The sequence below is a fragment of the Mesorhizobium sp. B2-1-3A genome, assembly GCF_006442655.1.
GTDB lineage: Bacteria > Pseudomonadota > Alphaproteobacteria > Rhizobiales > Rhizobiaceae > Mesorhizobium.
In genome coordinates this window covers 1-21,551 of sequence record NZ_VFWK01000003.1, presented here as the reverse complement: position 1 = coordinate 21,551, position 21,551 = coordinate 1, and the positions used below count along the sequence as shown (strand labels likewise).

The 21,551-nt window shown below is 63.6% G+C and carries 25 protein-coding genes; 14 read left to right on the top strand and 11 right to left on the bottom strand.

The window, feature by feature from the left end; genetic code table 11:
- Positions 1 to 48 precede the first annotated feature (48 nt).
- Genes FJ977_RS11460 through FJ977_RS11450 form a run of 3 tightly spaced genes read left to right on the top strand, consistent with a single transcriptional unit; the run spans position 49 to position 2,572 of the window.
- Positions 49 to 678, top strand: coding sequence for a DUF1285 domain-containing protein (locus FJ977_RS11460; protein ID WP_140772749.1), 630 nt, complete (start codon positions 49 to 51; stop codon positions 676 to 678).
- Positions 678 to 1,310 (top strand): CoA pyrophosphatase, encoded by a 633-nt coding sequence (locus tag FJ977_RS11455; RefSeq protein WP_140771467.1) that lies wholly within the window; start codon positions 678 to 680, stop codon positions 1,308 to 1,310. The genes FJ977_RS11460 and FJ977_RS11455 overlap by 1 nt, the downstream gene beginning before the upstream one ends.
- Positions 1,307 to 2,572 (top strand): CCA tRNA nucleotidyltransferase, encoded by a 1,266-nt coding sequence (locus FJ977_RS11450; protein WP_140771465.1) that lies wholly within the window; start codon positions 1,307 to 1,309, stop codon positions 2,570 to 2,572. The genes FJ977_RS11455 and FJ977_RS11450 overlap by 4 nt, the downstream gene beginning before the upstream one ends.
- A 159-nt stretch (positions 2,573 to 2,731) precedes the next feature.
- On the opposite strand, the gene FJ977_RS11445 is transcribed toward FJ977_RS11450, so the two are convergent.
- Both FJ977_RS11445 and hemF read right to left on the bottom strand, forming a co-directional pair.
- Positions 2,732 to 2,917, bottom strand: a complete 186-nt coding sequence (locus tag FJ977_RS11445) for a DUF1059 domain-containing protein (RefSeq protein WP_056578017.1) — start codon at positions 2,915 to 2,917, stop codon at positions 2,732 to 2,734.
- Between the two features lie 165 nt (positions 2,918 to 3,082).
- On the bottom strand, positions 3,083 to 3,997 hold the full coding sequence (hemF, locus tag FJ977_RS11440; protein ID WP_140771463.1) for an oxygen-dependent coproporphyrinogen oxidase: 915 nt from the start codon (positions 3,995 to 3,997) through the stop codon (positions 3,083 to 3,085).
- A 209-nt stretch (positions 3,998 to 4,206) separates the two neighbouring features.
- Between hemF and FJ977_RS11435 the strand changes: the two genes are divergently transcribed.
- Positions 4,207 to 4,464, top strand: a complete 258-nt coding sequence (locus FJ977_RS11435; protein ID WP_023770299.1) for a hypothetical protein — start codon at positions 4,207 to 4,209, stop codon at positions 4,462 to 4,464.
- Positions 4,465 to 4,470: 6 nt separating this feature from the next.
- Here FJ977_RS11435 and FJ977_RS11430 read toward each other — a convergent pair whose 3' ends face one another.
- The 3 genes from FJ977_RS11430 to FJ977_RS11420 all read right to left on the bottom strand — a co-directional run bounded on the left by FJ977_RS11430 (position 4,471) and on the right by FJ977_RS11420 (position 5,765).
- The gene (locus FJ977_RS11430; protein ID WP_140771461.1) at positions 4,471 to 4,671 is read right to left on the bottom strand and encodes a hypothetical protein; all 201 of its coding nucleotides are present in this window, start codon (positions 4,669 to 4,671) and stop codon (positions 4,471 to 4,473) included.
- A 32-nt stretch (positions 4,672 to 4,703) separates the two neighbouring features.
- Positions 4,704 to 5,147: a redox-sensitive transcriptional activator SoxR gene (gene soxR / locus FJ977_RS11425; protein ID WP_140771459.1), complete on the bottom strand. Its 444-nt coding sequence runs from the start codon at positions 5,145 to 5,147 to the stop codon at positions 4,704 to 4,706.
- A gap of 159 nt (positions 5,148 to 5,306) precedes the next feature.
- Positions 5,307 to 5,765 carry a tRNA (cytidine(34)-2'-O)-methyltransferase gene (locus FJ977_RS11420; protein ID WP_140771457.1) on the bottom strand — a complete coding sequence of 153 codons (459 nt, stop codon included), beginning with the start codon at positions 5,763 to 5,765 and terminating at the stop codon, positions 5,307 to 5,309.
- A gap of 284 nt (positions 5,766 to 6,049) precedes the next feature.
- On the opposite strand from FJ977_RS11420, the gene FJ977_RS11415 reads away from it, so the two are divergent.
- Genes FJ977_RS11415 through FJ977_RS11395 form a run of 5 tightly spaced genes read left to right on the top strand, consistent with a single transcriptional unit; the run spans position 6,050 to position 11,215 of the window.
- Positions 6,050 to 6,607 (top strand): hypothetical protein, encoded by a 558-nt coding sequence (locus FJ977_RS11415; protein WP_181179787.1) that lies wholly within the window; start codon positions 6,050 to 6,052, stop codon positions 6,605 to 6,607.
- 29 nt (positions 6,608 to 6,636) lie between these two features.
- Positions 6,637 to 8,523 (top strand): ABC transporter ATP-binding protein, encoded by a 1,887-nt coding sequence (locus tag FJ977_RS11410; protein WP_140771455.1) that lies wholly within the window; start codon positions 6,637 to 6,639, stop codon positions 8,521 to 8,523.
- Positions 8,520 to 10,403, top strand: a complete 1,884-nt coding sequence (locus FJ977_RS11405) for an ABC transporter ATP-binding protein (protein ID WP_140771453.1) — start codon at positions 8,520 to 8,522, stop codon at positions 10,401 to 10,403. The genes FJ977_RS11410 and FJ977_RS11405 overlap by 4 nt, the downstream gene beginning before the upstream one ends.
- Before the next feature lie 4 nt (positions 10,404 to 10,407).
- On the top strand, positions 10,408 to 10,902 hold the full coding sequence (locus FJ977_RS11400) for a GNAT family N-acetyltransferase (protein ID WP_140771451.1): 495 nt from the start codon (positions 10,408 to 10,410) through the stop codon (positions 10,900 to 10,902).
- Position 10,903: 1 nt separating this feature from the next.
- Positions 10,904 to 11,215, top strand: a complete 312-nt coding sequence (locus FJ977_RS11395) for a DUF6665 family protein (RefSeq protein WP_140771449.1) — start codon at positions 10,904 to 10,906, stop codon at positions 11,213 to 11,215.
- Between the two features lie 3 nt (positions 11,216 to 11,218).
- On the opposite strand, the gene FJ977_RS11390 is transcribed toward FJ977_RS11395, so the two are convergent.
- Entirely contained in the window at positions 11,219 to 11,563 is a 345-nt protein-coding gene (locus tag FJ977_RS11390) for a cupin domain-containing protein (RefSeq protein ID WP_140771447.1), read from the bottom strand.
- A gap of 315 nt (positions 11,564 to 11,878) precedes the next feature.
- On the opposite strand from FJ977_RS11390, the gene petA reads away from it, so the two are divergent.
- From petA to FJ977_RS11370, 4 genes are all read left to right on the top strand, one after another.
- A complete protein-coding gene (gene petA / locus FJ977_RS11385; protein WP_140771445.1) occupies positions 11,879 to 12,439 on the top strand; it encodes a ubiquinol-cytochrome c reductase iron-sulfur subunit in 561 nt (186 codons plus the stop codon).
- Between the two features lie 16 nt (positions 12,440 to 12,455).
- Complete coding sequence (locus tag FJ977_RS11380) at positions 12,456 to 13,757, top strand: cytochrome b N-terminal domain-containing protein (protein WP_140771444.1); 1,302 nt, start codon at positions 12,456 to 12,458, stop codon at positions 13,755 to 13,757.
- A gap of 27 nt (positions 13,758 to 13,784) precedes the next feature.
- Entirely contained in the window at positions 13,785 to 14,657 is an 873-nt protein-coding gene (locus FJ977_RS11375; RefSeq protein WP_140771442.1) for a cytochrome c1, read from the top strand.
- A 96-nt stretch (positions 14,658 to 14,753) separates the two neighbouring features.
- On the top strand, positions 14,754 to 15,299 hold the full coding sequence (locus FJ977_RS11370; protein ID WP_140771441.1) for an adenine phosphoribosyltransferase: 546 nt from the start codon (positions 14,754 to 14,756) through the stop codon (positions 15,297 to 15,299).
- Between the two features lie 176 nt (positions 15,300 to 15,475).
- Here the strand turns inward: FJ977_RS11370 and FJ977_RS11365 are convergent, their stop codons facing one another.
- The 5 genes from FJ977_RS11365 to FJ977_RS11345 all read right to left on the bottom strand — a co-directional run bounded on the left by FJ977_RS11365 (position 15,476) and on the right by FJ977_RS11345 (position 19,845).
- Complete coding sequence (locus tag FJ977_RS11365) at positions 15,476 to 15,937, bottom strand: MaoC family dehydratase (protein WP_140771439.1); 462 nt, start codon at positions 15,935 to 15,937, stop codon at positions 15,476 to 15,478.
- Entirely contained in the window at positions 15,934 to 16,404 is a 471-nt protein-coding gene (locus FJ977_RS11360) for a MaoC family dehydratase (protein ID WP_140771438.1), read from the bottom strand. Before FJ977_RS11360 ends, FJ977_RS11365 begins: the two co-directional genes overlap by 4 nt.
- A gap of 124 nt (positions 16,405 to 16,528) precedes the next feature.
- Positions 16,529 to 17,503: a magnesium/cobalt transporter CorA gene (corA, locus tag FJ977_RS11355; protein ID WP_140771436.1), complete on the bottom strand. Its 975-nt coding sequence runs from the start codon at positions 17,501 to 17,503 to the stop codon at positions 16,529 to 16,531.
- Positions 17,504 to 17,656: 153 nt separating this feature from the next.
- The gene (locus FJ977_RS11350) at positions 17,657 to 18,445 is read right to left on the bottom strand and encodes an APH(3')-II family aminoglycoside O-phosphotransferase (protein ID WP_140771434.1); all 789 of its coding nucleotides are present in this window, start codon (positions 18,443 to 18,445) and stop codon (positions 17,657 to 17,659) included.
- Between the two features lie 65 nt (positions 18,446 to 18,510).
- The gene (locus tag FJ977_RS11345) at positions 18,511 to 19,845 is read right to left on the bottom strand and encodes a solute carrier family 23 protein (protein WP_140771432.1); all 1,335 of its coding nucleotides are present in this window, start codon (positions 19,843 to 19,845) and stop codon (positions 18,511 to 18,513) included.
- A gap of 135 nt (positions 19,846 to 19,980) precedes the next feature.
- Here FJ977_RS11345 and guaD point away from each other — a divergent pair, with 135 nt between their 5' ends.
- Positions 19,981 to 21,345: a guanine deaminase gene (gene guaD / locus FJ977_RS11340; protein WP_140771430.1), complete on the top strand. Its 1,365-nt coding sequence runs from the start codon at positions 19,981 to 19,983 to the stop codon at positions 21,343 to 21,345.
- The last annotated feature ends 206 nt before the right edge of the window (positions 21,346 to 21,551 follow it).

The window sequence follows — 21,551 nt, the reverse complement described above, 5'->3', positions numbered from 1 at the left end:
TCACAGACTTAGGCTGACAAGCGGAACAACAGTGACTATTTCGTGACGATGACGGAACACGACGAACATCGCCAACAAAGCCTTACGCAGGCAACCGAGGCACGCGGCCTGGAGGCGCTGATCTCGCGCGCGGCGCGGGCCGGCAAGGGCGCGGCCCCCGTCGAACGCTGGAATCCCGACTTTTGCGGCGATCTCGACATGGAGATCAAGGCCGACGGCACCTGGTTTTACCTGGGAACGCCGATCGGCCGCATGCCGCTGGTGCAGCTTTTCTCCTCGGTGCTGCGCAAGGACGCGGACGGCAGGACCTATCTGGTGACGCCGGTGGAAAAAGTCGGCATCCGCGTCGCCGACGCGCCGTTCATCGCCGTCGAACTGGATGTTTCGGGTAGCGGCAAGGAACAGGTCATCACCTTCCGCACCAATGTCGGCGACGTGGTCGAGGCCGGACCAGAGCGGCCGCTGCGCTTCGTCGACGAGAACGAGACCGGCGGCCTGAAGCCCTATGTGCTGGTACGCGGCCGGCTGGAAGCGCTGGTGGCGCGGCCTGTCATGTACGAACTGGTCGGGCATGGCGAGGAGAGCGAGGTCGGCGGCGAGACCATGTTCGCGGTCCGCTCGAAGGGTGCCGTGTTTCCAATCATGCCGGCTGGCCAGCTGAAGCGGCTGAGCGCATGATGGACCAGGTGTCACCGGCGCCGTTTTCATCGGCGGATTTCCGCGCGCGCTTTGCCGCGCAGCCGCAAGCGCATGCCGGTGACGACTATGGCGACCATCGCTTCAATCCGGGCCATCCGCGCCTCAGCCAGGGCAAGGCGCTGCGCAATGCGGCGGTGCTGATCCCGGTGGTCGATCATGATGGTGAGGCCACGGTTCTCCTGACCAAACGGGCCGAAAAGCTGCGCAGCCATTCGGGACAGGTGGCCTTTCCCGGCGGCACCATCGACCCGACCGACGCAAGCCCGGAGGCGGCGGCGCTGCGCGAGACTTTCGAGGAGATCGGGCTTGGCCGGGACCGCATCGAGATCATCGGCCGCATGCCGGACTATGTCGCCGGCAGCGGCTACAGGATCGCGCCGGTGCTCGGCATCGTCCGGCCGGGCTTCCAGCTGACCTTGAACGCCGACGAGGTCGATGCCGCCTTTGAAGTGCCGTTGCACTTCCTGATGGACCCGTTGAACCACAAGCGCGACAGCCGCATGTGGAACGATCTCGAATGGTTCTTCTATGACATGCCCTATGGCGACCGGCGCATCTGGGGCGTCACCGCCGGCATCATCCGTACGCTCTATGAAAGGCTTTATGCGTGAGTGTTTCGATCGCGGGAAGGGCCGACTGGCTCACCGACAAGCATTTGCAGCGCCTGCTTGCCGCCCTCGCTGAAGGGGGCGAAGAGGCGCGTGTCGCGGGCGGCGCGGTGCGCAACACGCTGATGGGCCAACCGGTCGCCGACGTCGACATCGCCACCACCTGTTTACCCGAGGAAACCATCCGCCGCGCCGGGGCGGAAGGTTTCAAGCCGGTGCCAACCGGCATCGAGCACGGTACGATCACCGTCGTCGCCGGCGGCAAGCCCTATGAAGTCACCACCTTGCGCGCCGATGTAGAGACCGACGGCCGCCGCGCCAAGGTGTCGTTCGGACGCGACTGGAAGCTGGACGCAGAGCGGCGCGACTTCACCATAAACGCGCTCTATGCCGAGGCCGATGGCTCGGTCGTCGACCTGGTCGGCGGCATCGCCGACATCGAGGCGCGCCTTCTTCGCTTCATCGGCGATCCGGAGGCGCGCATCCGTGAGGATTATCTGCGCATCCTGCGCTTCTTCCGCTTTTTCGCCTGGTATGGCGAGGGCCGGCCGGACGCCGAAGGGCTGAAGGCCTGCGCCCGGCTGAAGGAGGGCTTGGTCCAGCTTTCGGCGGAGCGCGTCTGGTCCGAGCTGAAGAAGCTCTTGTCGGCACCTGACCCGTCGCGGGCGCTGCTGTGGATGCGGCAGGCAAGTGTGCTGACCACCGCGCTGCCGGAAAGCGAGAAATGGGGCATCGATGCCATCCATGGGCTGACCAAGGCCGAAAAGGATCTCGGCTGGGCGGCGGATCCGCTGCTGCGGCTGGAGGCGATCGTGCCGCCGGATGCCGCGCGTATGCAAACGCTTGCCGAGCGGCTCCGGTTTTCGACTGATGAAGCACACCGCTTGCGCCATTGGGCACTCACGACCGCCGTCGAGCCGAAGATCACCGAAGGCGAACTGGCCAAGCGGCTCTATCGCGGCGACCGGAAAGGGTTTGTCGATCGCCTGCGGCTGTCGCTTGCGGCGGCGCGGGTGCGCGCTGTCGAGAACAATGACGCGCTGCTGGAGGCCGGCGGCTTTTCCCGCCTGCTGGCCTTCGCGCTCAAATGGGAAAAGCCGGTGTTTCCGCTGAAAGGGGCCGATCTGACGGCGCTCGGCGCGACCCCAGGGCCGAAGCTGGGCGAAATCCTCAAGAACCTCGAGGCGGAATGGATCGATGCCGGATTTGCGCCGGACCGCGGCGCGCTGCTCGAACGCGCCGCGCAAGCCCTGAACGCCGGATAGGGTTAGAGTATTTCACCGTTTCACGGAAACGGCGAACCGCTCTAACCCCTTGTTTTGACGCAATTCCCAAGGGGCAAGCGCTACGCGCTTGTCCGGGGAAAACCGCTCACACTTTTCCTGGAATTGCTCTAGCAGCGATTCCTCGGGGAATGCTTCAAGTCAGGCTGCGTCGCGGACTTTTTCGATGCGCGAGCGGATCGCCTCGATCATCGTTTCGCGGATGACAGTCTCGCCATGCGTCTCGCGCATATGCTCGACGGCACGGCGCATCACTTCGGCTTCCTCGTCGGCACGGGTGTGCCAGTCACAGCCGGGAACGAGCGACCCGCAGTGGAATTGCTTCATCGGATTTCTCCTTTTCCTCCGTGGAGCCGGTCAAGGCTCCGCCACTCTTTGGCCCACGGTCGATTACAAGTGAGGCCTTTGGACCATGAGCGGGGCAAAGACGATAACACGGAAGCGGCGGTCTGGTTGCATCAAAGCTCCGTGCGCCTTGCGCTTACCCGACCTTTACGGCCAGCGGACTTCCGGCGGCAGGCTGGAAAGGATCGAGGCGACATTGCCGCCGGTTTTCAGGCCGAAGATGGTGCCGCGGTCGTAAAGCAGGTTGAATTCGACGTAGCGGCCACGGCGGATGAGCTGTTCGTCGCGGTCGCCGTCGGTCCAGTTCTCGTTGAAGTTGGCGCGCACGAGGTGGCCGTAGACGACAAGGAAGGAACGCCCGACATCCTGGACGAAGTTGAAGTCGGCATTCCAGCCGCCTTTGTCCTCGCTCGAATGCAGCCAGTCGAAGAAGATGCCGCCGGTGCCGCGCGGCTCATTGCGGTGGGCTAAGAAGAAGTACTCGTCGCACCAGGTCTTGAATTTCGCGTGGTCGGCGACGCCGGCGTTCTTCTCGCACGCGAACTGCATGGCGCGGTGGAAGGCGACGGTGTCGGGATCGTCCTGGGTGCGGCGGCGGTCGAGCACCGGGGTCAGGTCGGCGCCGCCGCCGAACCATTGGCGCGAGGTCACCACCATGCGCGTGTTCATGTGCACGGCCGGCACGTTGGGATTCCAGGGGTGCGCGATCAGCGAAATGCCGGACGCCCAGAAGCGCGGGTCTTCCTCGGCACCGGGCATCTGCTTCCTGAATTCAGGCGAGAACTCGCCATAAACGGTCGAGGTGTGGACGCCGACCTTCTCGAAGACGCGGCCATGCATCATCGACATGGTGCCGCCGCCGCCCTTGCCCTGGTCACGCTCCCAGGGCGTCTTCTCGAAACGGCCCGGGGACCATGAGGCCAGTGGACCCTGGAGATCCTGCTCGATCTGCTCGAAGGCGCCGCAGATGCGTTCGCGCAGCGCCTCGAACCACAAGCGGGCCTTCATCTTCTTTTCTTCGATGTCGGCGGGCAGGCCGGCAGGTATTTCGGGTCGTTCCAAGTGCCGTCTCCGATTGCGGGGCGGTGAGTCGACAAAAGACTCGTCTTTTCCGGGCGCGATCCCTAATCTCTTGAGGAACAGGGTCAAGTCCCGCTGCGGCGCCGCGCGTCTATTGGACGCGCAGGGAAGGCTGCGGGACTTTAGTTTTGCGCGTGATCCTTTCCGAAACCTGGCTTCGGATCATGCGCTGCGGTGCAAGGAGTTTTTTCGTGCGCACCCCGGCTAGACCGCCGCTGGATGGCTTGAAGAAAAGGCTCGATCAAAGCCGGGCCGAGCGCGCACGCATGCCGCGCGACGGTTTCCTGCGCGAGACCTTCGTCCTGCCGCGCTCGGATGCGCGGCTCAAGGCCAAGGAATGGTTCGAGCGCTTTCCCAAGCAAGCCTACTGGACCGAGATCGAAAGCTGGTTCGAGCGCCCGGGTGATTTGATCGAGTTCACCATCAGGCGGTTGCCGGCGGCGGATTGATTGCTGTCACAACGAGAACAGGTCGCGCAATCCTGGAGAATCCAAGATCAGGTTCTCGCCAAGCAGCCGGCCGAATTTCTCGAACCCCATGTTCCGCGCCTCCTCGAAACTCACTGAGGTGTACAGGGTTGGCATGCCGCCGGAGTCGACCCGGTAGATCGTGATCAGCCGCGTCCCTTCCTCTGCTTGAATCAGATGTCCCAGCACTCACCTACCTCCTGTGTCGCGCCGCATTCCACTCAGCGTGCCACCAGCCGTCTCGCGCCGGTGCCTTCCCTTGCCAGCCGGTCGCCCTTGTTCCTCAACGGGCATTTGTCGATAGACATGCAGCCGCAGCCGATACAGTCGGTCAGCCCGTCGCGCAGTTTCTTCAACTGAGCGATCTTGTGGTCGAGCCCATCGCGCCAGGCTGTTGAAAGCAGGCTCCAGTCGTCGCGCGTTGGCGTGCGGCCTTCCGGCAGGGATGCCAGTGCCTCGCCGATCTCGGCGAGCGAGATGCCGACCTCCTGGGCGATCCGGATGATCGCCACCCGCCGCAGCACGTCGCGGCCGTAGCGCCGCTGGTTGCCCGACGTGCGATGGCTGCGGATCAGCCCGCGCGCTTCATAGAAATGCAGCGCCGACACCGCGACGCCGCTGCGCATGGCCACCTGGCCGACCGTCAATTCCGTTACTGGAGCCATTTCCGACTTTTCCGCTTGACCTCAAGTTAAGTTGAGCTTGTAGCGAAGAAATGCTGATCGGGCAAATGACAGGAGAAGGCGATGTGCGCCTGGGTGAGAATGACCGGAGAAACCACTGTCGTCGGCGACGGCAAGGGCGTTGTCGATGGGCCACGGGTGCTATCCGAGCTGCCGGATGGCTTCGCCCGCCACCATGGCGACGGACAACGCGACGTTGATACTGCGCGCGGTGCCCTGCATGGGGATGGTCAGCCGCGCATCCGCCACCTGATGGACAGGATCCGGCACGCCTGCGGATTCGCGGCCAAACAAGAGGATGTCGCCGTCGGCGAAGGTAAAGCCGGTGTAGGCGGCCGTGGCTTTGGTCGACAACAGCACCAGCCGGTGCGCGCCGGCCTTGCGCCAATCCTCGAAGGCCTGCCAGTCGACATGGCGGGTCAGGGCAGCCATTTCGAGATAATCCATGCCGGCGCGCTTGAGCGCCTTGTCGGAGAGCGGAAAGCCGGCCGGCTCGATGATGTCGACGCCAAGCCCGAGGCAAGCGGCGAAGCGCAGGATTGTCCCGGTATTGCCGGCAATGTCAGGCTGGTAGAGCGCGATGCGGAGACGACGGTTCATTTCCGCGTCCTTCTAATAAGTGGCAGATCGGCCACAGGGGCCTCTCGGTTTTGGAAATTCCTGGACCTGCGGGTGGCCATATTTTGCGAAGTCGGGTATACGGCCAGCATTGTCAACCCGAACCGATGGAGGGGTAATTCATGATGACCATGCACATCCAGCGCCCCTCTCGTGGGCTTGTACGCCTGCCGGCGGTTTCGGTACGACGATTCTCCTGACTCTCTAAGACTTGATCGCACCGATTCCCGCCGAAACACCTTTTCGGCTCTCGAAGGAATCCTGCGATGTTTTTCAAAAAGTCAAAAGGGCTGAACGCCCAATCTGAACATGTCCAGACCGATGCCTGGCGTCGTGTCCAGACCGACGCAACCCACGCCTCCGGCCGAATGCCGGCGGAGGATGTTGCTTCGCCTTTTTATCTCTATTTTCACACGGAGGACGGACCGATGTTCGATCCCTACAGAATACCGGGCTCCAGGAGCCTGCATATCCACCGGCTGCCGACCTGGGCGCTGCTGATCGGCGACACCTATTCGTCGGCGGTTCATGCCGAAGTCCGCCGCCGCCCGCATCGCGGCATGCTGCCGGATGTCGATTTCTCGCGCGCGGTTCCCGATCCGAGCCGGCCTTCGCTGGTGCGCCGGATCATCCGGCTGATCCGACCGGGTGCGAAAATCCGGCTTGTCGATACCGCGCCGTCAGGATCGGCAAACGAGCCTGTCGGCGAAAAGCCCGCGAACCCCTATATAGCGCGAAGCAGGGCCGACGGTCCGGGTGATTCCGGACCGTCGGCCCTCGGCGCCATGCGGGCCGGGGACTTCGTACGTCGCCAAGCCGCGTAAGCGGAAAACAGATTTTACAGGCATGACTTATGTTGTTGTTTAGCTGGTTTGAAAGAAGGCTCGATCCGTTCCCCGCAGCGGAACCGGTCGAGCCGCCCAAGACCCTGGTTGCCTTCTGCCTACATTATACGCGCGGGGCATGGCCCTATATCCTCATCGATGCGGTGCTGGTGACGGCGATCGCCATCGCGGAAGTGTGGATGTTCGGCTTCCTTGGCCGCATCGTCGACTGGCTGTCGGGGCAGAATCGCGAAACCTTCCTGCAGACGGAGGGCTGGAAGCTCGCCGGCATGGCCTTCATCGTGCTGTTCGCGCTGCCGGGCACGGTGTGGCTGCATTCGCTGCTGAACCAGCAGACGCTGATGGGCAACTATCCCATGCGCATCCGCTGGCAGGTGCACCGCTACCTGCTCAAGCAGTCGATGAGCTTTTACCAGGACGAGTTCGCCGGCCGCATCGCCACCAAGCTGATGCAGACGGCGCTCGCCGTGCGAGAATGCGTCATCAAGGTGATCGACGTCCTGAACTACGTCATCGTCTACTTCCTCGGCATGCTGTTCATCGTCGGTTCGGCGGACTGGCGGCTGGCCGCGCCGCTGGGCGTCTGGCTGGTCGGCTACATACTGCTGCTGCGCTTCTTCATTCCCCGGCTGGGCAAGGTCGGCGAGGAGCAGGCCAATGCGCGCTCGATCATGACCGGCCGCGTTGTCGACAGCTACTCCAACATCCAGACGGTCAAGCTGTTTTCCCATGCGCGCCGTGAGGCCACTTTCGCCAGGGAAGGCATGATGGGCTTCCTCGACACGGTCTACCGGTCGATGCGGCTGGTGACGGTACTTTTCGGCACACTCTACATACTGAACGCGCTGCTCCTGTTCTCGGTCACCGTCATCTCGTTGTGGCTGTGGATGGGGCAAGTGGTGACGATCGGCGCGGTCGCCGTGGTCATCGGCCTGGTGCTCAGGATGTGGGGCATGTCGCAATGGATCATGTGGGAAATGTCGGGCCTGTTCGAGAACATAGGCACGGTGCATGACGGCATCGCCTCGATCTCGCTGCCGCGCCTTGTCGAGGACAGGCCGGATGCGAAGGAGATCGCCGTTTCCAAGGGTGAGATCCGTTTCGAGGATATCCGCTTCCACTACGGCAAGCAGAAAGGCGTCATCGAAAACCTGTCGCTGGCGGTGAAGTCCGGCGAGAAGGTCGGCATTGTCGGCCGCTCGGGCGCCGGCAAGTCGACGCTGGTCAATCTCTTGCTGCGCTTCTACGACCTGGAGGGCGGCCGGATCCTGATCGACGGCCAGGAGATCGCCGGTGTGAAACAGGATTCGCTGCGAGCCCAGATCGGCATGGTCACGCAGGACACCTCGCTTTTGCATCGTTCGGTGCGCGAGAACATCCTCTATGGCCGCCCCGACGCCACCGACGAGATGCTCGTCGAGGCGGCGCGGCGGGCAGAGGCTCTGGACTTCATCGGCGGACTTTCGGACCACAATGGCCGCAAGGGGTTTGACGCCTATGTCGGCGACCGTGGTGTCAAATTGTCCGGCGGCCAGCGGCAACGCATCGCCATCGCTCGCGTTATGTTGAAGGATGCACCGATACTTATCCTTGACGAGGCGACGTCGGCGCTGGATTCCGAGGCCGAAGCGGCCATCCAGGAGAATCTCTACAAGCTCATGCAGGGCAAGACCGTCATCGCGATCGCGCACCGGCTGTCGACCATCGCGGCGATGGACAGGCTTGTGGTGATGGATCAGGGTCGTGTCATCGAGGAAGGTTCGCACGACGAACTGGTCGCCAAGGGCGGGCTTTACGCGCAGCTCTGGCAACGCCAGTCGGGCGGGTTCCTGCTCGAGGATATACCGGCCGAAGTCGCCAACGACGCAATTGCAAAGGGCCAAGCTGCCGAATGATGACAGCCGTCTATCGCTGGTTCGAGAACTGGGTCTATCCGTTCAGGGAGCCGGCGAATCTTCGGCCACCGGCGAGCGTCGGCGGTTTTCTCTGGCATTATGTCGGCCAGGCGAAATTCGCCTTCTTCGCCATGCTGGTCATCGGCGGCATCGCGCCGCTGGTCGAAGCCGGCCTGTTCTACTTCGTCGGGCGGCTGGTCGATATTCTCGACCAGCTTCCCGGCGAGCGCAGCTGGCATGCGCTGTGGACCGCCGCCGGCCCGGAGCTTGTCTTCATGGTCGTGGTGGTGCTGGTCATCCGCACCATCGTCGTCGGCCTGTCGGCGCTGGTCGACGAGCAGACCATCACGCCCGGTTTCTACAATCTGGTGCGCTGGCAGGCGCATCGCCACGTCTCGCGCCAGTCCTACGCATTCTTCCAGAACGATTTCGCCGGCCGCATCGCCACCAAGGTCTGGCAGGCGGGCCAGGCCACCGGCGACCTGATGGAGAGCTTCATCGAGGTCGTCTGGTTCATGCTCGTCTATACAGTCACGACGCTGGCGCTGGTCGCGGGGCTCGATCTCAGGCTGGCGGCACTGGTGGTGATCTGGATCGTGGCCTTTGGCTGGCTGGCCAGGCTCTATTTGCCGGCGATCCGCAAGCACGCCGAGGCGACCGCCGAGGCGGGCTCGATGATCAATGGGCGCATCGTCGATTCCTATTCCAACGTGCAGACGCTGAAGTTGTTCGCGGCCGATGGCGACGACCGTTACATCAGGAACGGCTTCGACATCTATCTCGACGCGCTGCGTCCTTTCACCCGCAGGCTGACCGGCGTGCGCATGGCGCTGACGACCTTGTCGGGCATCATGATCACGGCGATCGGCTGTTTTGCCGTCTATCTCTGGGTCGAGGGCTCGATCACAGTCGGCGCGGTCGCCTTCACGCTGTCGCTGGTGCTCAGGCTCAACATGCTGCTCGGGCGGCTGATGATGCAGCTCAACAGCATTCTGCGGAATCTCGGCGTGCTGGAGAATTCCAAGGCGCTGATCTCGCAGCCGCTCGGGCTCACCGACGCACCCGATGCGAAGGAGCTCGTCGTCGCCGGCGGGCGCATCGACGTGAAGAATGTCGAGTTCCACTACGGCAAGGGGTTCGGGGTGCTGAACGGCATCGACCTTGTCGTGCGGCCGGGCGAGAAGGTCGGGCTGGTCGGGCCGTCGGGTGCGGGCAAGACGACGCTCGCCAATCTGATCCTGCGGCTCTACGACCTGGAAAGCGGCTCCATCACCATCGATGGCCAGAATGTTTCCCAGGTGACGCAGAACTCGTTGCGCGCCAATATCGGTGTCGTCAGCCAGGACACCGCCCTGTTCCACCGCTCGCTGCGCGACAACATCAAGCTCGGCATGCCCGACGCGACCGATGCCGAGGTGATCGCGGCGGCCAGGAAGGCCGAGGCGCATGATTTCATCCTGGGCCTGCGGGACAACCGGGACCGTGCCGGCTACGAGGCCTTTGTCGGTGAGCGCGGCGTGAAACTGTCGGGCGGCCAGCGCCAGCGGGTGGCGATCGCGCGTGTCTTCCTCAAGGACGCGCCGATCCTGATCCTCGACGAGGCGACCTCGGCGCTCGATTCCGACATTGAGGCGGCGATCCAGGAGAACCTCACCCGACTGATGGAGAACAAGACGGTCATCGCCATCGCCCACCGGCTGTCGACGATCGCCGCGCTCGACCGCCTGGTGGTGCTGGATGGCGGCCGGATCGTCGAACAAGGCACGCATGACGAACTGGTGGCGCTCGACGGGCTCTATGCGCGGCTGTGGAAGCGGCAGTCCGGCGGCTTCCTCTATCACGAGGAAAGCGTGCTCGAAGAGACGCGGCCGGCGGAGTAGGCGCATGGGTGGAACGCTCAGGGTCAGCCCAGGGATCGGTTATAAGATCAAGCGGCTGCGGCCGACCACGCCGGCCTTCGACAGGCTGAAGGACGAGAGCCGGCTGGAAGGCTATTGGATGCTGGTGCGGCTGGCGGATGGCTGGACACGGGGGAATAGCTCTGGCGGCCGCAACAAGTTCCTGAAGCGAGGCGAGGCGCTGTTCGGGGCATGGCATGGCACCGAACTCGCCGGTGTGTGCGGGCTGAACATCGATCCTTATGTCGAGGGCAGGGAGCATGGCCGGGTCCGGCACCTGTTCGTCGGCGCGCCCCACCGTCGCGCCGGCCTTGGCCGCATGCTGGTCGAGACCGTCATCGATCGGGCACGCCGCTATTTCACCGTGTTGAACACCCGCGCGCCGCCGGAAGCCTTCATTTTCTATGAACGGCTTGGCTTTCAGCGCGTGGAAGGCGAAGAATTCGTCACCCACCGCATGGTGTTCGGAAAGGGGAACTGAAATGTCCTTGCGTCCGCCATCTCATCTTGCCGGCACCTCGGCCGCTGAAGCGGCCTTCGACGCGCTTGGCCATGAGGTCCTGGCCGAGAAGGCGGCCGCGCTCGGCCGTGCCGGACAGCGCGTGGAAGAAACCTTGGCCAGACTGCGCGACAATGGCGACGAGCAGTTGCGCCCCCTTCTGCTCAAGGAGGCGGCCGCCGCGGTGCATGGCTATTTCATCCAGCGAGAACTGTGCGGCCTGCGAAAGCACGACGCCGTGATCCGCGAATACGACATCCCCAAAGCCGTGCTGGTCAGGCTTGGCGCGATGTAGGGATCACTCCAGCCATTTCGTGATGAAGCTGCCGTTCTCGTGGATGTCGGTGGTCTCCAGCGGCCCCGGACCGAGATTGGTGAATTTGTGCGGCGTGTGAGGTGGCACGATGACAATCTGGCCGGCGGAGGCCTCGATTTCCTTGTCGCCGATGGTGAACAGGCCGGTGCCCTGGCGGATGATGAAAATCTCCGCATAGGGATGGGAGTGCAGCCGCGGGCCGCCGCCGACATCGGGCAGGTAGTTGAAGATCAGGCAGGAGTTGGAGCCGTAGGCACCGCATTGCAGCTCGCCCTTCCAGCGGTCGGAACGAACGGCCCATTCCTCGCGGTCGATGACGTGCGCCATGCCAGGGAAGATAGATCACACCGGTGTCCTGTGTCGAGGTAAACAAGGACGCCGGATTTTGCTGATATTTCCCGGTTGTTTAGCCTCCTTTCGCGGCCGTTGCCCGCCTTGCCGCGCAATAGGGGATTTTGTCCCCGCGACAATCTGCCCTTGTGCCTTGACCCGTCTGGACAAAAACGGGCTTCACGCATAAACCGAAGTCCAAATGCCGGAGGAATTCGCTAGCCTGTTCGCCATGCGCTGTCGGGTTGGCGTGATTGAGCGGGGAACAAGGCTCGGCCACCGGCGCGGAAGAGGCGAAAGGATCAGGCACCCGTGAGCGCAACCGACATCCACGATCCCAATCGTCGAGATTTTCTTTACGTCGCCACCGGCATGGCGGCCGTGGTCGGAGCCGGTGCCGTCGCCTGGCCGTTCATCGACCAGATGCGCCCCGATGCCTCGACGCTGGCGCTCGCCTCGGTTGAAGTCGACGTCGCCTCGCTGACGCCGGGCATGTCCTTGATCGTCAAGTGGCGCGGCAAGCCGGTGGTGGTGCGCAATCGCACCGAAAAGGAAATGAAGGACGGCGAAGCCGTCAACCTTTCCGATCTCAAGGATCCGATCGCCCGCAACGCCAATCTGCCGGCGGACGCGCCGGCGACCGATGCCAACCGCACCACGCCCGGCAAGGAAGCCTGGATGGTGATGGTTCAGGTCTGCACGCATCTGGGTTGCATCCCGCTCGGCCAGGAAGGCGACTTCGGCGGCTGGTTCTGCCCATGCCATGGTTCGCAATACGATACCGCCGGCCGCATCCGGAGAGGCCCGGCGCCAGAGAACATGGCTGTGCCGGTATTCAAGTTCATTTCCGATACCAAAATCCTTATCGGTTGAGGCAGGGGATATTTCGATGAGCGAGGGACACTCGACCTATACGCCCAAAACCGGTCTCGGACGCTGGTTCGACGCCCGCATGCCGTTGCCGCGGCTGGTTTACGACAGCTTCGTCGCCTATCCGGTGCCGCGCAACCTCAACTATGCGTGGACCTTCGGCGGCATCCTGTCGATCATGCTGGTGGCGCAGATCCTGACCGGCATCGTGCTGGCCATGCACTACTCGAACGACACCACGCTCGCCTTCGATTCGGTCGAGAAGATCATGCGCGACGTGAATTCCGGCTGGCTGTTGCGCTACATGCATGCCAACGGCGCCTCGTTCTTCTTCGTCGCCGTCTATATCCACATTTTCCGAGGCCTCTATTACGGCTCCTACAAGACACCGCGCGAACTGCTGTGGATCCTGGGCTGCATCATCTACCTCCTGATGATGGCGACCGGCTTCATGGGTTATGTGCTGCCTTGGGGGCAGATGAGCTTCTGGGGCGCCACCGTCATCACCGGCTTCTTCAGCGCCATACCGCTGGTGGGCGAGTGGATTCAGCAATTGCTGCTTGGCGGCTTCGCCGTCGACAATCCGACGCTCGGCCGCTTCTTCGCGCTGCACTATCTGCTGCCGTTCATGATCGCAGGCGTTGTCGTGCTGCACGTCTGGGCGCTGCATGTCGTGGGCCAGTCGAACCCGACCGGCATCGAGGTCAAGTCGAAGACCGACACCGTCGCCTTCACGCCTTACGCGACGATCAAGGACGCGTTCGGCATGATCGTGTTCCTGTTCTTCTTCGCCTATTTCGTCTTCTACCTGCCGAACTATCTCGGCCATCCGGACAACTACACGGTCGCCAACCCGCTGAAGACCCCGGCCCACATCGTCCCTGAATGGTACTTCCTGCCGTTCTACGCGATCCTGCGCGCCATCACCTTCAACATCGGGCCGATCAACTCCAAGCTCGGCGGCGTGCTGTGCATGTTCGGCGCCATCGCCATGCTGTTCCTGGTGCCGTGGCTCGACACTTCCAAGGTGCGCTCGGCCGTCTACCGGCCCTGGTACAAGCTGTTCTTCTGGCTGTTCGTGGCCGATGCCATCCTGCTTGGCTGGCTGGGCTCGCAGCCGGCGGAAGGCAGCTATGTGTTCATGGCGCAGATGGCAACGCTGTTCTACTTCGCCTTCTTCCTGATCATCATGCCGGTCCTCGGCCTGATCGAGACGCCGCGCAGGCTGCCGAACTCGATTACCGAGGCGGTGCTGGAGAAGAACAAGGGTGGCAGCGGGCATCCGGCGGGCGCCACGGCCGCACCACAGACCAAGGGCTGAGCGGTAGAGAATCTAAGGGGATTTGGCATGAAAAAGATTCTCACCTCGCTTGCGCTGGTCGGCCTTGTGGCCGCCGGTACTGTGGCTGCAGGTACTTGGGCGTTCGCGGCCGAGGAGGCGCACAATGCGGCGGCTCCGACGCATTTCCCGATCAACGAGCCGAAGGAAATGGACTGGAGCTTCACCGGTCCGTTCGGCACCTATGACAAGGCGCAGCTGCAGCGCGGCCTGAAGGTCTACAAGGAAGTCTGCTCGGCCTGCCATTCGATGAACCTGGTGGCGTTCCGCACGCTGTCGGACCTCGGCTACAACGACGCGCAGATCAAGACGCTGGCGGCCGAATACACCATCCATGACGGCCCCAACGATGCCGGCGACATGTTCGACCGTCCCGGCAAGCCGTCAGACCATTTCCCGGCGCCGTTCGCCAATGAGCAAGCCGCTGCCGCCTCCAATGGCGGCGCTGCCCCGCCAGACATGTCGCTGCTGGCCAAGGCGCGCGGCGTCGAGCGCGGCTTTCCGCAGTTCGTCTTCGACATCTTCACCCAGTATGACGCCGGCGGTCCCGACTACATCCATTCGCTGCTGACCGGCTACGACCAGACGCCGCCGGCCGGCATGGTCATCCCGGAAGGCACGCACTACAACCCGTACTTCATGTCGGGCGTGTCGCTGAAGATGCCCAAGCCGCTCTCCGACGGCCAGGTGACCTATGATGACGGCTCGCCGCAGACCGTCGACCAGTATTCCCGCGACGTGGCGGCCTTCCTGACATGGGCAGCCGAGCCGCACATGGAAGCCCGCAAGAAGATGGGCTTCCGCGTGCTGGTGTTCCTGCTTCTGTTCGGCGCGCTCGTCTACATGACCAAGCGCAAGGTGTGGGAAGGCGTGGCGCACTAAGCAGCGCCGGCACCTGAAAATGCAAGGGCGCCGAAAGGCGCCCTTTTCTTTTCTGCCGCTTACCGGCAAAACTGTAAGGCAACGGAACAATTGCCCATGAAATCCTCCCTAGAAGAGACGCTGCTCTCGGCCATCCGCACCATTCCGGATTACCCCAAGCCAGGCATCCTGTTTCGCGACATCACCACGCTGCTCGGCAATGCGCGCGCCTTTCGCCGCGCCATCGACGAACTGGTGCATCCCTATGCCGGGCAGAAGATCGACAAGATCGCCGGCATCGAGGCCCGCGGCTTCATCCTGGGTGGCGCCGTCGCCCATCAGCTCTCGGCCGGCTTCGTGCCGATCCGCAAGAAGGGCAAGCTGCCCTATGAGACGGTGCGCGTCGCCTACAGCCTGGAATACGGGCTGGACGAGATGGAGATGCACAAGGACGGCGTTTCACCGGGCGAAAAGGTGATCCTGGTCGACGATCTGATCGCCACCGGCGGCACGGCGGAAGCGGCGGTCAGGCTTCTGCGCCAGATCGGCGCCGATATACTGGCGGCATGCTTCGTCATCGACCTGCCGGATCTGGGCGGGCGCGCCAAGCTCGAGGCGCTGGGTGTTCCGGTGAGGACGCTGATCGGGTTCGAGGGACATTAAGGGAGCGGTTCTTCCTTCTCCCCTTGTGGGAGAAGGTGGCCTCGCGAAGCGAGGTCGGATGAGGGGTGTTCCAGAGAACATCAACGTCTCACTCCGCTGGAACACCCCTCATCCGTCTCGGCGCTAACGCGCCGATCCACCTTCTCCCACAGGGGGAGAAGGAGGAAGCGTTGCCACTACTCCACCTTCACCAGCACGGCGCTCTCGAACTCCAGCACCTTGTCACCGGTCGAATCGAAAGCCTCCGAGCGCAGCGACAAAAGCCGCCAGCCTGGACGCGACGAGACCGGACGGTGGGACAGCGCGGTGCGGGTGAAGGTGACGGTCTCGCCGGCGAAGACCGGTTTCAGCCATTTCAGATTCTTGAAGCCGGGCGAAGGGCCGAATTCGGGCGCCGGGCCCGGACCGGTCCACTCGGCGCCCATCCGGCTTTCGAGGTTGAGCTTCATCCAGGTGGCGGCGGTGTGCCAGCCGGAGGCGCAAAGCCCGCCGAGCAGGCTTTTCCTGGCCGCCTCCTCGTCGATGTGGAAGATCTGAGGGTCGTATTTGCGGGCAAACGCCTTGATCGCCTCGGCTTCGAACTTGTGTGAGCCGAGCGTGACGGTGGTGCCGATGCGGAAGAATTCGTCCAGGGTCATGCCATATTCCCCGCCGCGTCACGCGTCAGGAACATGACGGAGTTCTCAAGCTCGAAGACGCTTTCGCCACGCTGGTTGACCAGCTCGCTGCGCAAGGTGATGAAACCGAGATGCGGCTTCGACTTCGACAGGCGCTTGGCAAGCACGACCATGGTGCCGACCAGCCTGTCGCCGGCCAGGACCGGCTTCTTCCACCTGACCTGGTCGACGCCGGGCGCACCCTGGCAGGTGGAGTCCAAAAGGAATGTGTCGCACCACATGCGCATGAACATGGCGCAGGTATGCCAGCCGGAGGCCGAGAGGCCGCCCAGGATGCTGGCCTTGCCGGCTTCCTCGTCGAGATGCATGGGCTGGGCATCGAATTCGCTGGCGAATTCGATGATCTCGGCGGCGGTTACCTGTTTGGTGCCGAGGTCGAACGAGGCACCCTCGACGAAATCCTCATAGGCCCATGTCTTTCCGGTCATGGTCTGCAATCCCTGCGGAACGCGCGACCCGCATGGATCGGCAAACCCGGATGCAGGCCACGGGCGATTTGGTCAAGTCCTTTCTGGTAAGCCAGCGTCAGGGAAAGGCTGCCGGCGGCAGCGGTCAGAGCCAGCCGCGGCGGCGGAAATACCAGAAGGGCAGGATCGCCGACAGGATCATCAGGCCGATGGCGAAGGGATAGCCAAGCTCCCATTTCAGTTCGGGAATGATATCGAAATTCATGCCGTAGATCGAGGCGACCAGCGTCGGCGGCAGGAAGATGACGGCTGCGACCGAGAAGATCTTGATGATGGCGTTCTGCTCGATCGAGATCATGCCGAGCGTGGCGTCGAGCAGGAAGGAGATCTTCTGCGACAGGAAGGTGGCGTGGTCGGCGAGCGACAGCACGTCGCGCGACAAGGTCTTGATGCGGGCGCGCACGTCCTTGCTCATCTTGGTCTGGGTGGCGACATGGGCGAGGAAGCCGGCAAGGCGCTGCAGCGAGATCAGGCTGTCGCGCACGGAAGAGGCGATATCCTCCTTGCGGCCGATGGCTTTGAGCAATTCCTGAAAGTCGCGGTTGCGCTTCGACACCTTGGTGGAGCGTGCCTGGAATATGTCGCGCGAAACCCCCTCGATGTCGCGGCCGGCGCGCTCGAGGATGTCGGCGAGACGGTCGACGATCGCCTCCAGCAGGCCAATCAGGATGGTGTCGCCGCTGGTGCAGCCGGTTGCCACCTTCTCGGCGCGCTGCGGGAAGGTCTTGAACGCCTTGGGTTCATGATAGCGAATGGTGATCAGCCTGTTGCCGGCCAGCGCGAAGGTGACCGGCGACATCAGGGGATCGTCGACCTCGGTCTGCGCGGGCAAGGTGGCGGTCATGAAGTAGGCGCCGTCCTCGATGTAGAGGCGGCTGGAAATCTCGATCTCCTCCATCTCCTCGCGGCTCGGGATGGCGACGCCGAGCCAGCTTTCGATGGTGGCCTCTTCCTCCTTGGTCGGATTGACCAGGTCGGCCCAGACGACCCTGTCACCATCCGCCAGCAGGTCGTCGACGACGCGCAGGCGATCATTGTCCACGACAAATGCCTTGATCATCGCCAGATCTCCCCTGCGAAGGTGCGTTCGGATTGCGCGTCGTGTCGGATTGCACGGCTCTTCGTCGTGTGCGCGACCGTGTGCCAGCCGCTTAGACCCGTGACATGACAAAATCAAGACAAGCCCCACCAGGGACAGGCTGGTATCGGCCGCTCAGAAAAACTCGTCGAGGAGCCTATACCAGGAGAGCTTCGCCGGCTCCGCTTGCGGTGGTCCGTAGCGTTCGAGAAAGGGCTCTATCCAGGTCTCGCCGATGTTATAGCGGATGCTCGAGCAGGCGAGCGCCAGATCCTGGTGGCGATCGGCGACGCCCAGCCGGCCGCAATCGATGAAACCGCTGAAACGGCCCCGGGCAGCCATGACATTCGGCAGGCAGGCATCGCCATGGGCGACGACGAGATCCTCGGTCGTTGGCCTCAACGCCTCAAGCTCGGCGAAGGCTTTTGCGGTGGTCCAGCCCTGCCTCTCATCGTCGAAATCGCTTTCGTCCACCTCGCCGGCCTCCATGCGGGATCGCGCGGCCGCGATCCGCCTGAAGAGGCGATGGTCGAAGGGACAGGAGCCGATATCCAGCGCGTGCAGATCGCGAAGCGCGCTGGCCATGATCTCGATGACATCAGCCGGATCGATCGGCGCCGACGCCAAATCCTCGCCGGCGACGGCCGACATCAGCAGCCAGTCGTGACCGGCATGGCTTTCCAGGGCGATCACATCGGGGCAAGCGATGCCTTGCCCGGCAAGCCAGCGCAACCGCGCGGCTTCATCGGCGAGTTCGGCAAAGGGACCGTTCCGCTCGCATTTCAGGAACAGGGCCGACTTGTCGTCGGCTACCAGCCGGAACACGCCGGCCTGTGATCTGCCGATGGTTTGCCGGTGCCAGCGATAGCCGGGGAGCCTGTTCTTCAGCTCCTGCGGCAGTTCATTTTCGGGGGCGAAGTTCATCGACAAGGATCGGGAGGCCGGGGATTGGGGAGGCCGGGCCTCTGGTGCCCGGCCTCCCGGTCTCTCTATCGGGCGTTCGGCAGGATCTGGTGGAGCACGATGGCCCAGACGGCGCCGAAGGCGATGGATGAACCCAGAATGTACTGCACGATATCCGGAAGCGTCTTGACGAAATCCGGTGGCGCCAGCGTGGCAAACAGTGCCATCAGGATCGGCAGGCCGATCACCAGCATGTTCCTCTCGGTCAGCGGCGTGCCGCGCACCACGCGAAAACCGTTCATGGCGATGACGACGCAGAGAACACCGAAGACGCCGCCGATGACCGGCCCCGGGATCGAGGCGATGACCGCCGAGAGCTTGCCGATCAGCCCGAACAGCACCAGGAAGATGCCGGCCGCGGCAAAGGCGGCGCGGCTGGCGATGCCGGTGATGGCGATGATGCCGGCATTGGACGAGTAACCGGTGACCGGCGTGCTGCACAGCAGGGCGCTGATCAGGCAGCCGAGGCCTTCGCCGGTGGCGCCCCTGTCGAGCTGCTCATCCGACAGCGGCTTGTCGATGACGGCGCCGACCGCGAACCAGGTGCCGGTGGTCTCGGCAAGGACGACGATGTAGACGATCAGCATCGTCAGCGTCGCCGACAGCGAGAAGGTCACGTCGAGGTTGAGGAATGCAATGCGCGGCATGGAAAACCAGGTCGCGGCGGAAACACCCGTCATGTCCAGCTGGCCCATGAAGGCGGCTGCGACGCTGCCGGCCACAAGCGCGATGATGACGGAAAGCAGGCGCAGCCACGCGCCTTTCGCGCCGAGTGCCATGCCGGTCAGCATGCAGCCGACAAGCACCGCCGCGGCAATGAAGGCGAGGATGATGTTGCCGCCGACGGTGGCGGGGCCGTGGACGGCGAAGATGCTTTCCTTGAGTGCCACCGGCATCAAGGCGACGCCGACCACGATGATGATGGCGCCGCCGACGATGGGCGGCACGAAACGGTTGACGAGGCGATGGAAGATCCTTGTCGGCGATCCGAGCAGCATGACCAGTATGGCGCCGGGAATGAGCGCGCCGATCACCGCCGACAGCCCGCCAATGCCGCCGCCGGCGCCGAAGGCGATCGCCAGCACCGCCCCGATCGGGACGAAGGAGGGTCCTTGCACCACAGGCAGCCGCATCAGGAGCTGCGACTGGATCAGCGTCGCGATGCCCGCCGCCACGAAGGCCGACTGGATGAAGGCGCCGGCATCGCCGACGCTGAAGGCGAGCACCGATGCGATGATGAACGGCACGATGTAGACGTCCATCGCCAGCACATGCTGGAGGCCGAGCAGGGCGGCCTTGCCCAGGGGCAACGGATCGTCCGGCTGGGCGATCAAAGTGATTTCTGGCGCAACGCGTTCCATGATGTCCCCTCTGGAAATCTCTACACGATCATGTGATCAGTCGCCGGCAAAGGACAGCGGCACAAAGGTTTGCCAACTGCTTTTTAGTGGGCCACGCAGTGACGGTCTCACGCGCCAGCGCAACCGGAGCGACAGATGACAAGAGAACCTTTCACGCTGCTCGGCACTGCCTTCCACACGCCGGAGCGCGGCAGGCTGGAGGTGCTGGAAGATCATCTCTTCAGCATCGATGCGCAGGGGCGGATCGCCGAGATCCTGGCGCCCGGCCATCCGGACCATGCGGTGCGGGAAAGCGATGCCCGCCTGTCCGGTAGGCTGGTGCGGCTTGCTGACGGCCAGTTCCTGCTGCCCGGCCTGGTCGACCTGCACATCCATGCGCCGCAATGGCCGCAGATGGGCAAGGCGCTTGATGTGCCGCTCGAAGTCTGGCTGCAGAAATATACATTTCCGCTCGAGGCCCGCTACGCTGACGTCGACTATGCCCGCGAGGTCTATGCCGATCTGGTCGACAATCTCCTGGCCAACGGCACCACCACCGCGCTCTATTTCGCCACCATCCATGTCGAGGCGAGCCTGGCGCTTGCCGGGATTTGCATGGAAAAGGGCCAGCGCGCCCTGGTTGGCAAGGTGGCGATGGACGATGCCCAGCAGTGCCCGCCCTTCTACCGCGACGCCGATGCGGCGAGTGCCGTTTCGGACACCAGGCGCTTCATCGTGGCGGTCCAGTCACTGGATCCTGGCGAGAGGCCGCTGGTCCAGCCGGTGATCACGCCGCGCTTCATCCCGAGCTGCACGGATGCGGCCTTGCAGGGGCTGGGTGAACTCGCGACCGAATTCGGCTGCCATGTGCAGACGCATTGCTCGGAGAGTGACTGGGCAAAGCAATTCGTGGAGGAGCGCTTCGGTCAGACCGATGCGGCCAGCCTGGACGGTTTCGGCCTGCTCACCCGGCACACCATCCTGGCGCATTCGAATTTCATCGACGGGCAGGACATGGACCTTATCAAGGAGAAGGGTGCCGGCGTCGCCCATTGCCCGCTCTCCAATGTCTACTTCGCCAATGCGGCGTTTCCGCTGCGCGCGGCGCTCGACCGGCAGATGCATGTCGGGTTGGGAACGGATATTTCGGGAGGCTACAGCCCGTCCCTGTTGGACGGCTGCCGGCATGCTCTGTCGGCGTCGAGGACGCTGCAAAGCGGCGTGCATGCCGGCCTGCCGCCCGAGCAGCGCGGCGCGCCCGGCGAGCCGATCACGCATCAGGAGGCGTTCTGGCTGGCAACCGCGGGCGGTGCCGAAGCGCTCGACCTGCCGACAGGCAGTTTTCGCGTCGGGCACGAATTCGACGCGCTGTTGATCGATACCGGGGCGCGCGCCTCGAACATCCACATCAACGCCGCCGACGACACGCTTGACGATGTCTTCCAGAAGATCGTGCTCAACGCGACGCGGGCGAATATCGCCTCGGTCTGGGTGAGCGGCCGGATGGTGGCGGGGCGATGAAGCGTGGCGTCGCTCGAATCGACCTGGACTAGGCGCGCGCTGCTGTCTCGGCTGCGGCCGCTCTTTTCGGCTTGAGTAACATGTCCTTGGCGGCAATCAGCGCGCCAACGGTGATCAGCGCGCAAGCGAGTGCCACGGACCAGTGGAAGACGCCGAAGCCCGCCAGCAGCAGCACGATCACCGAGAACAGGGGGGCGGCATACGAG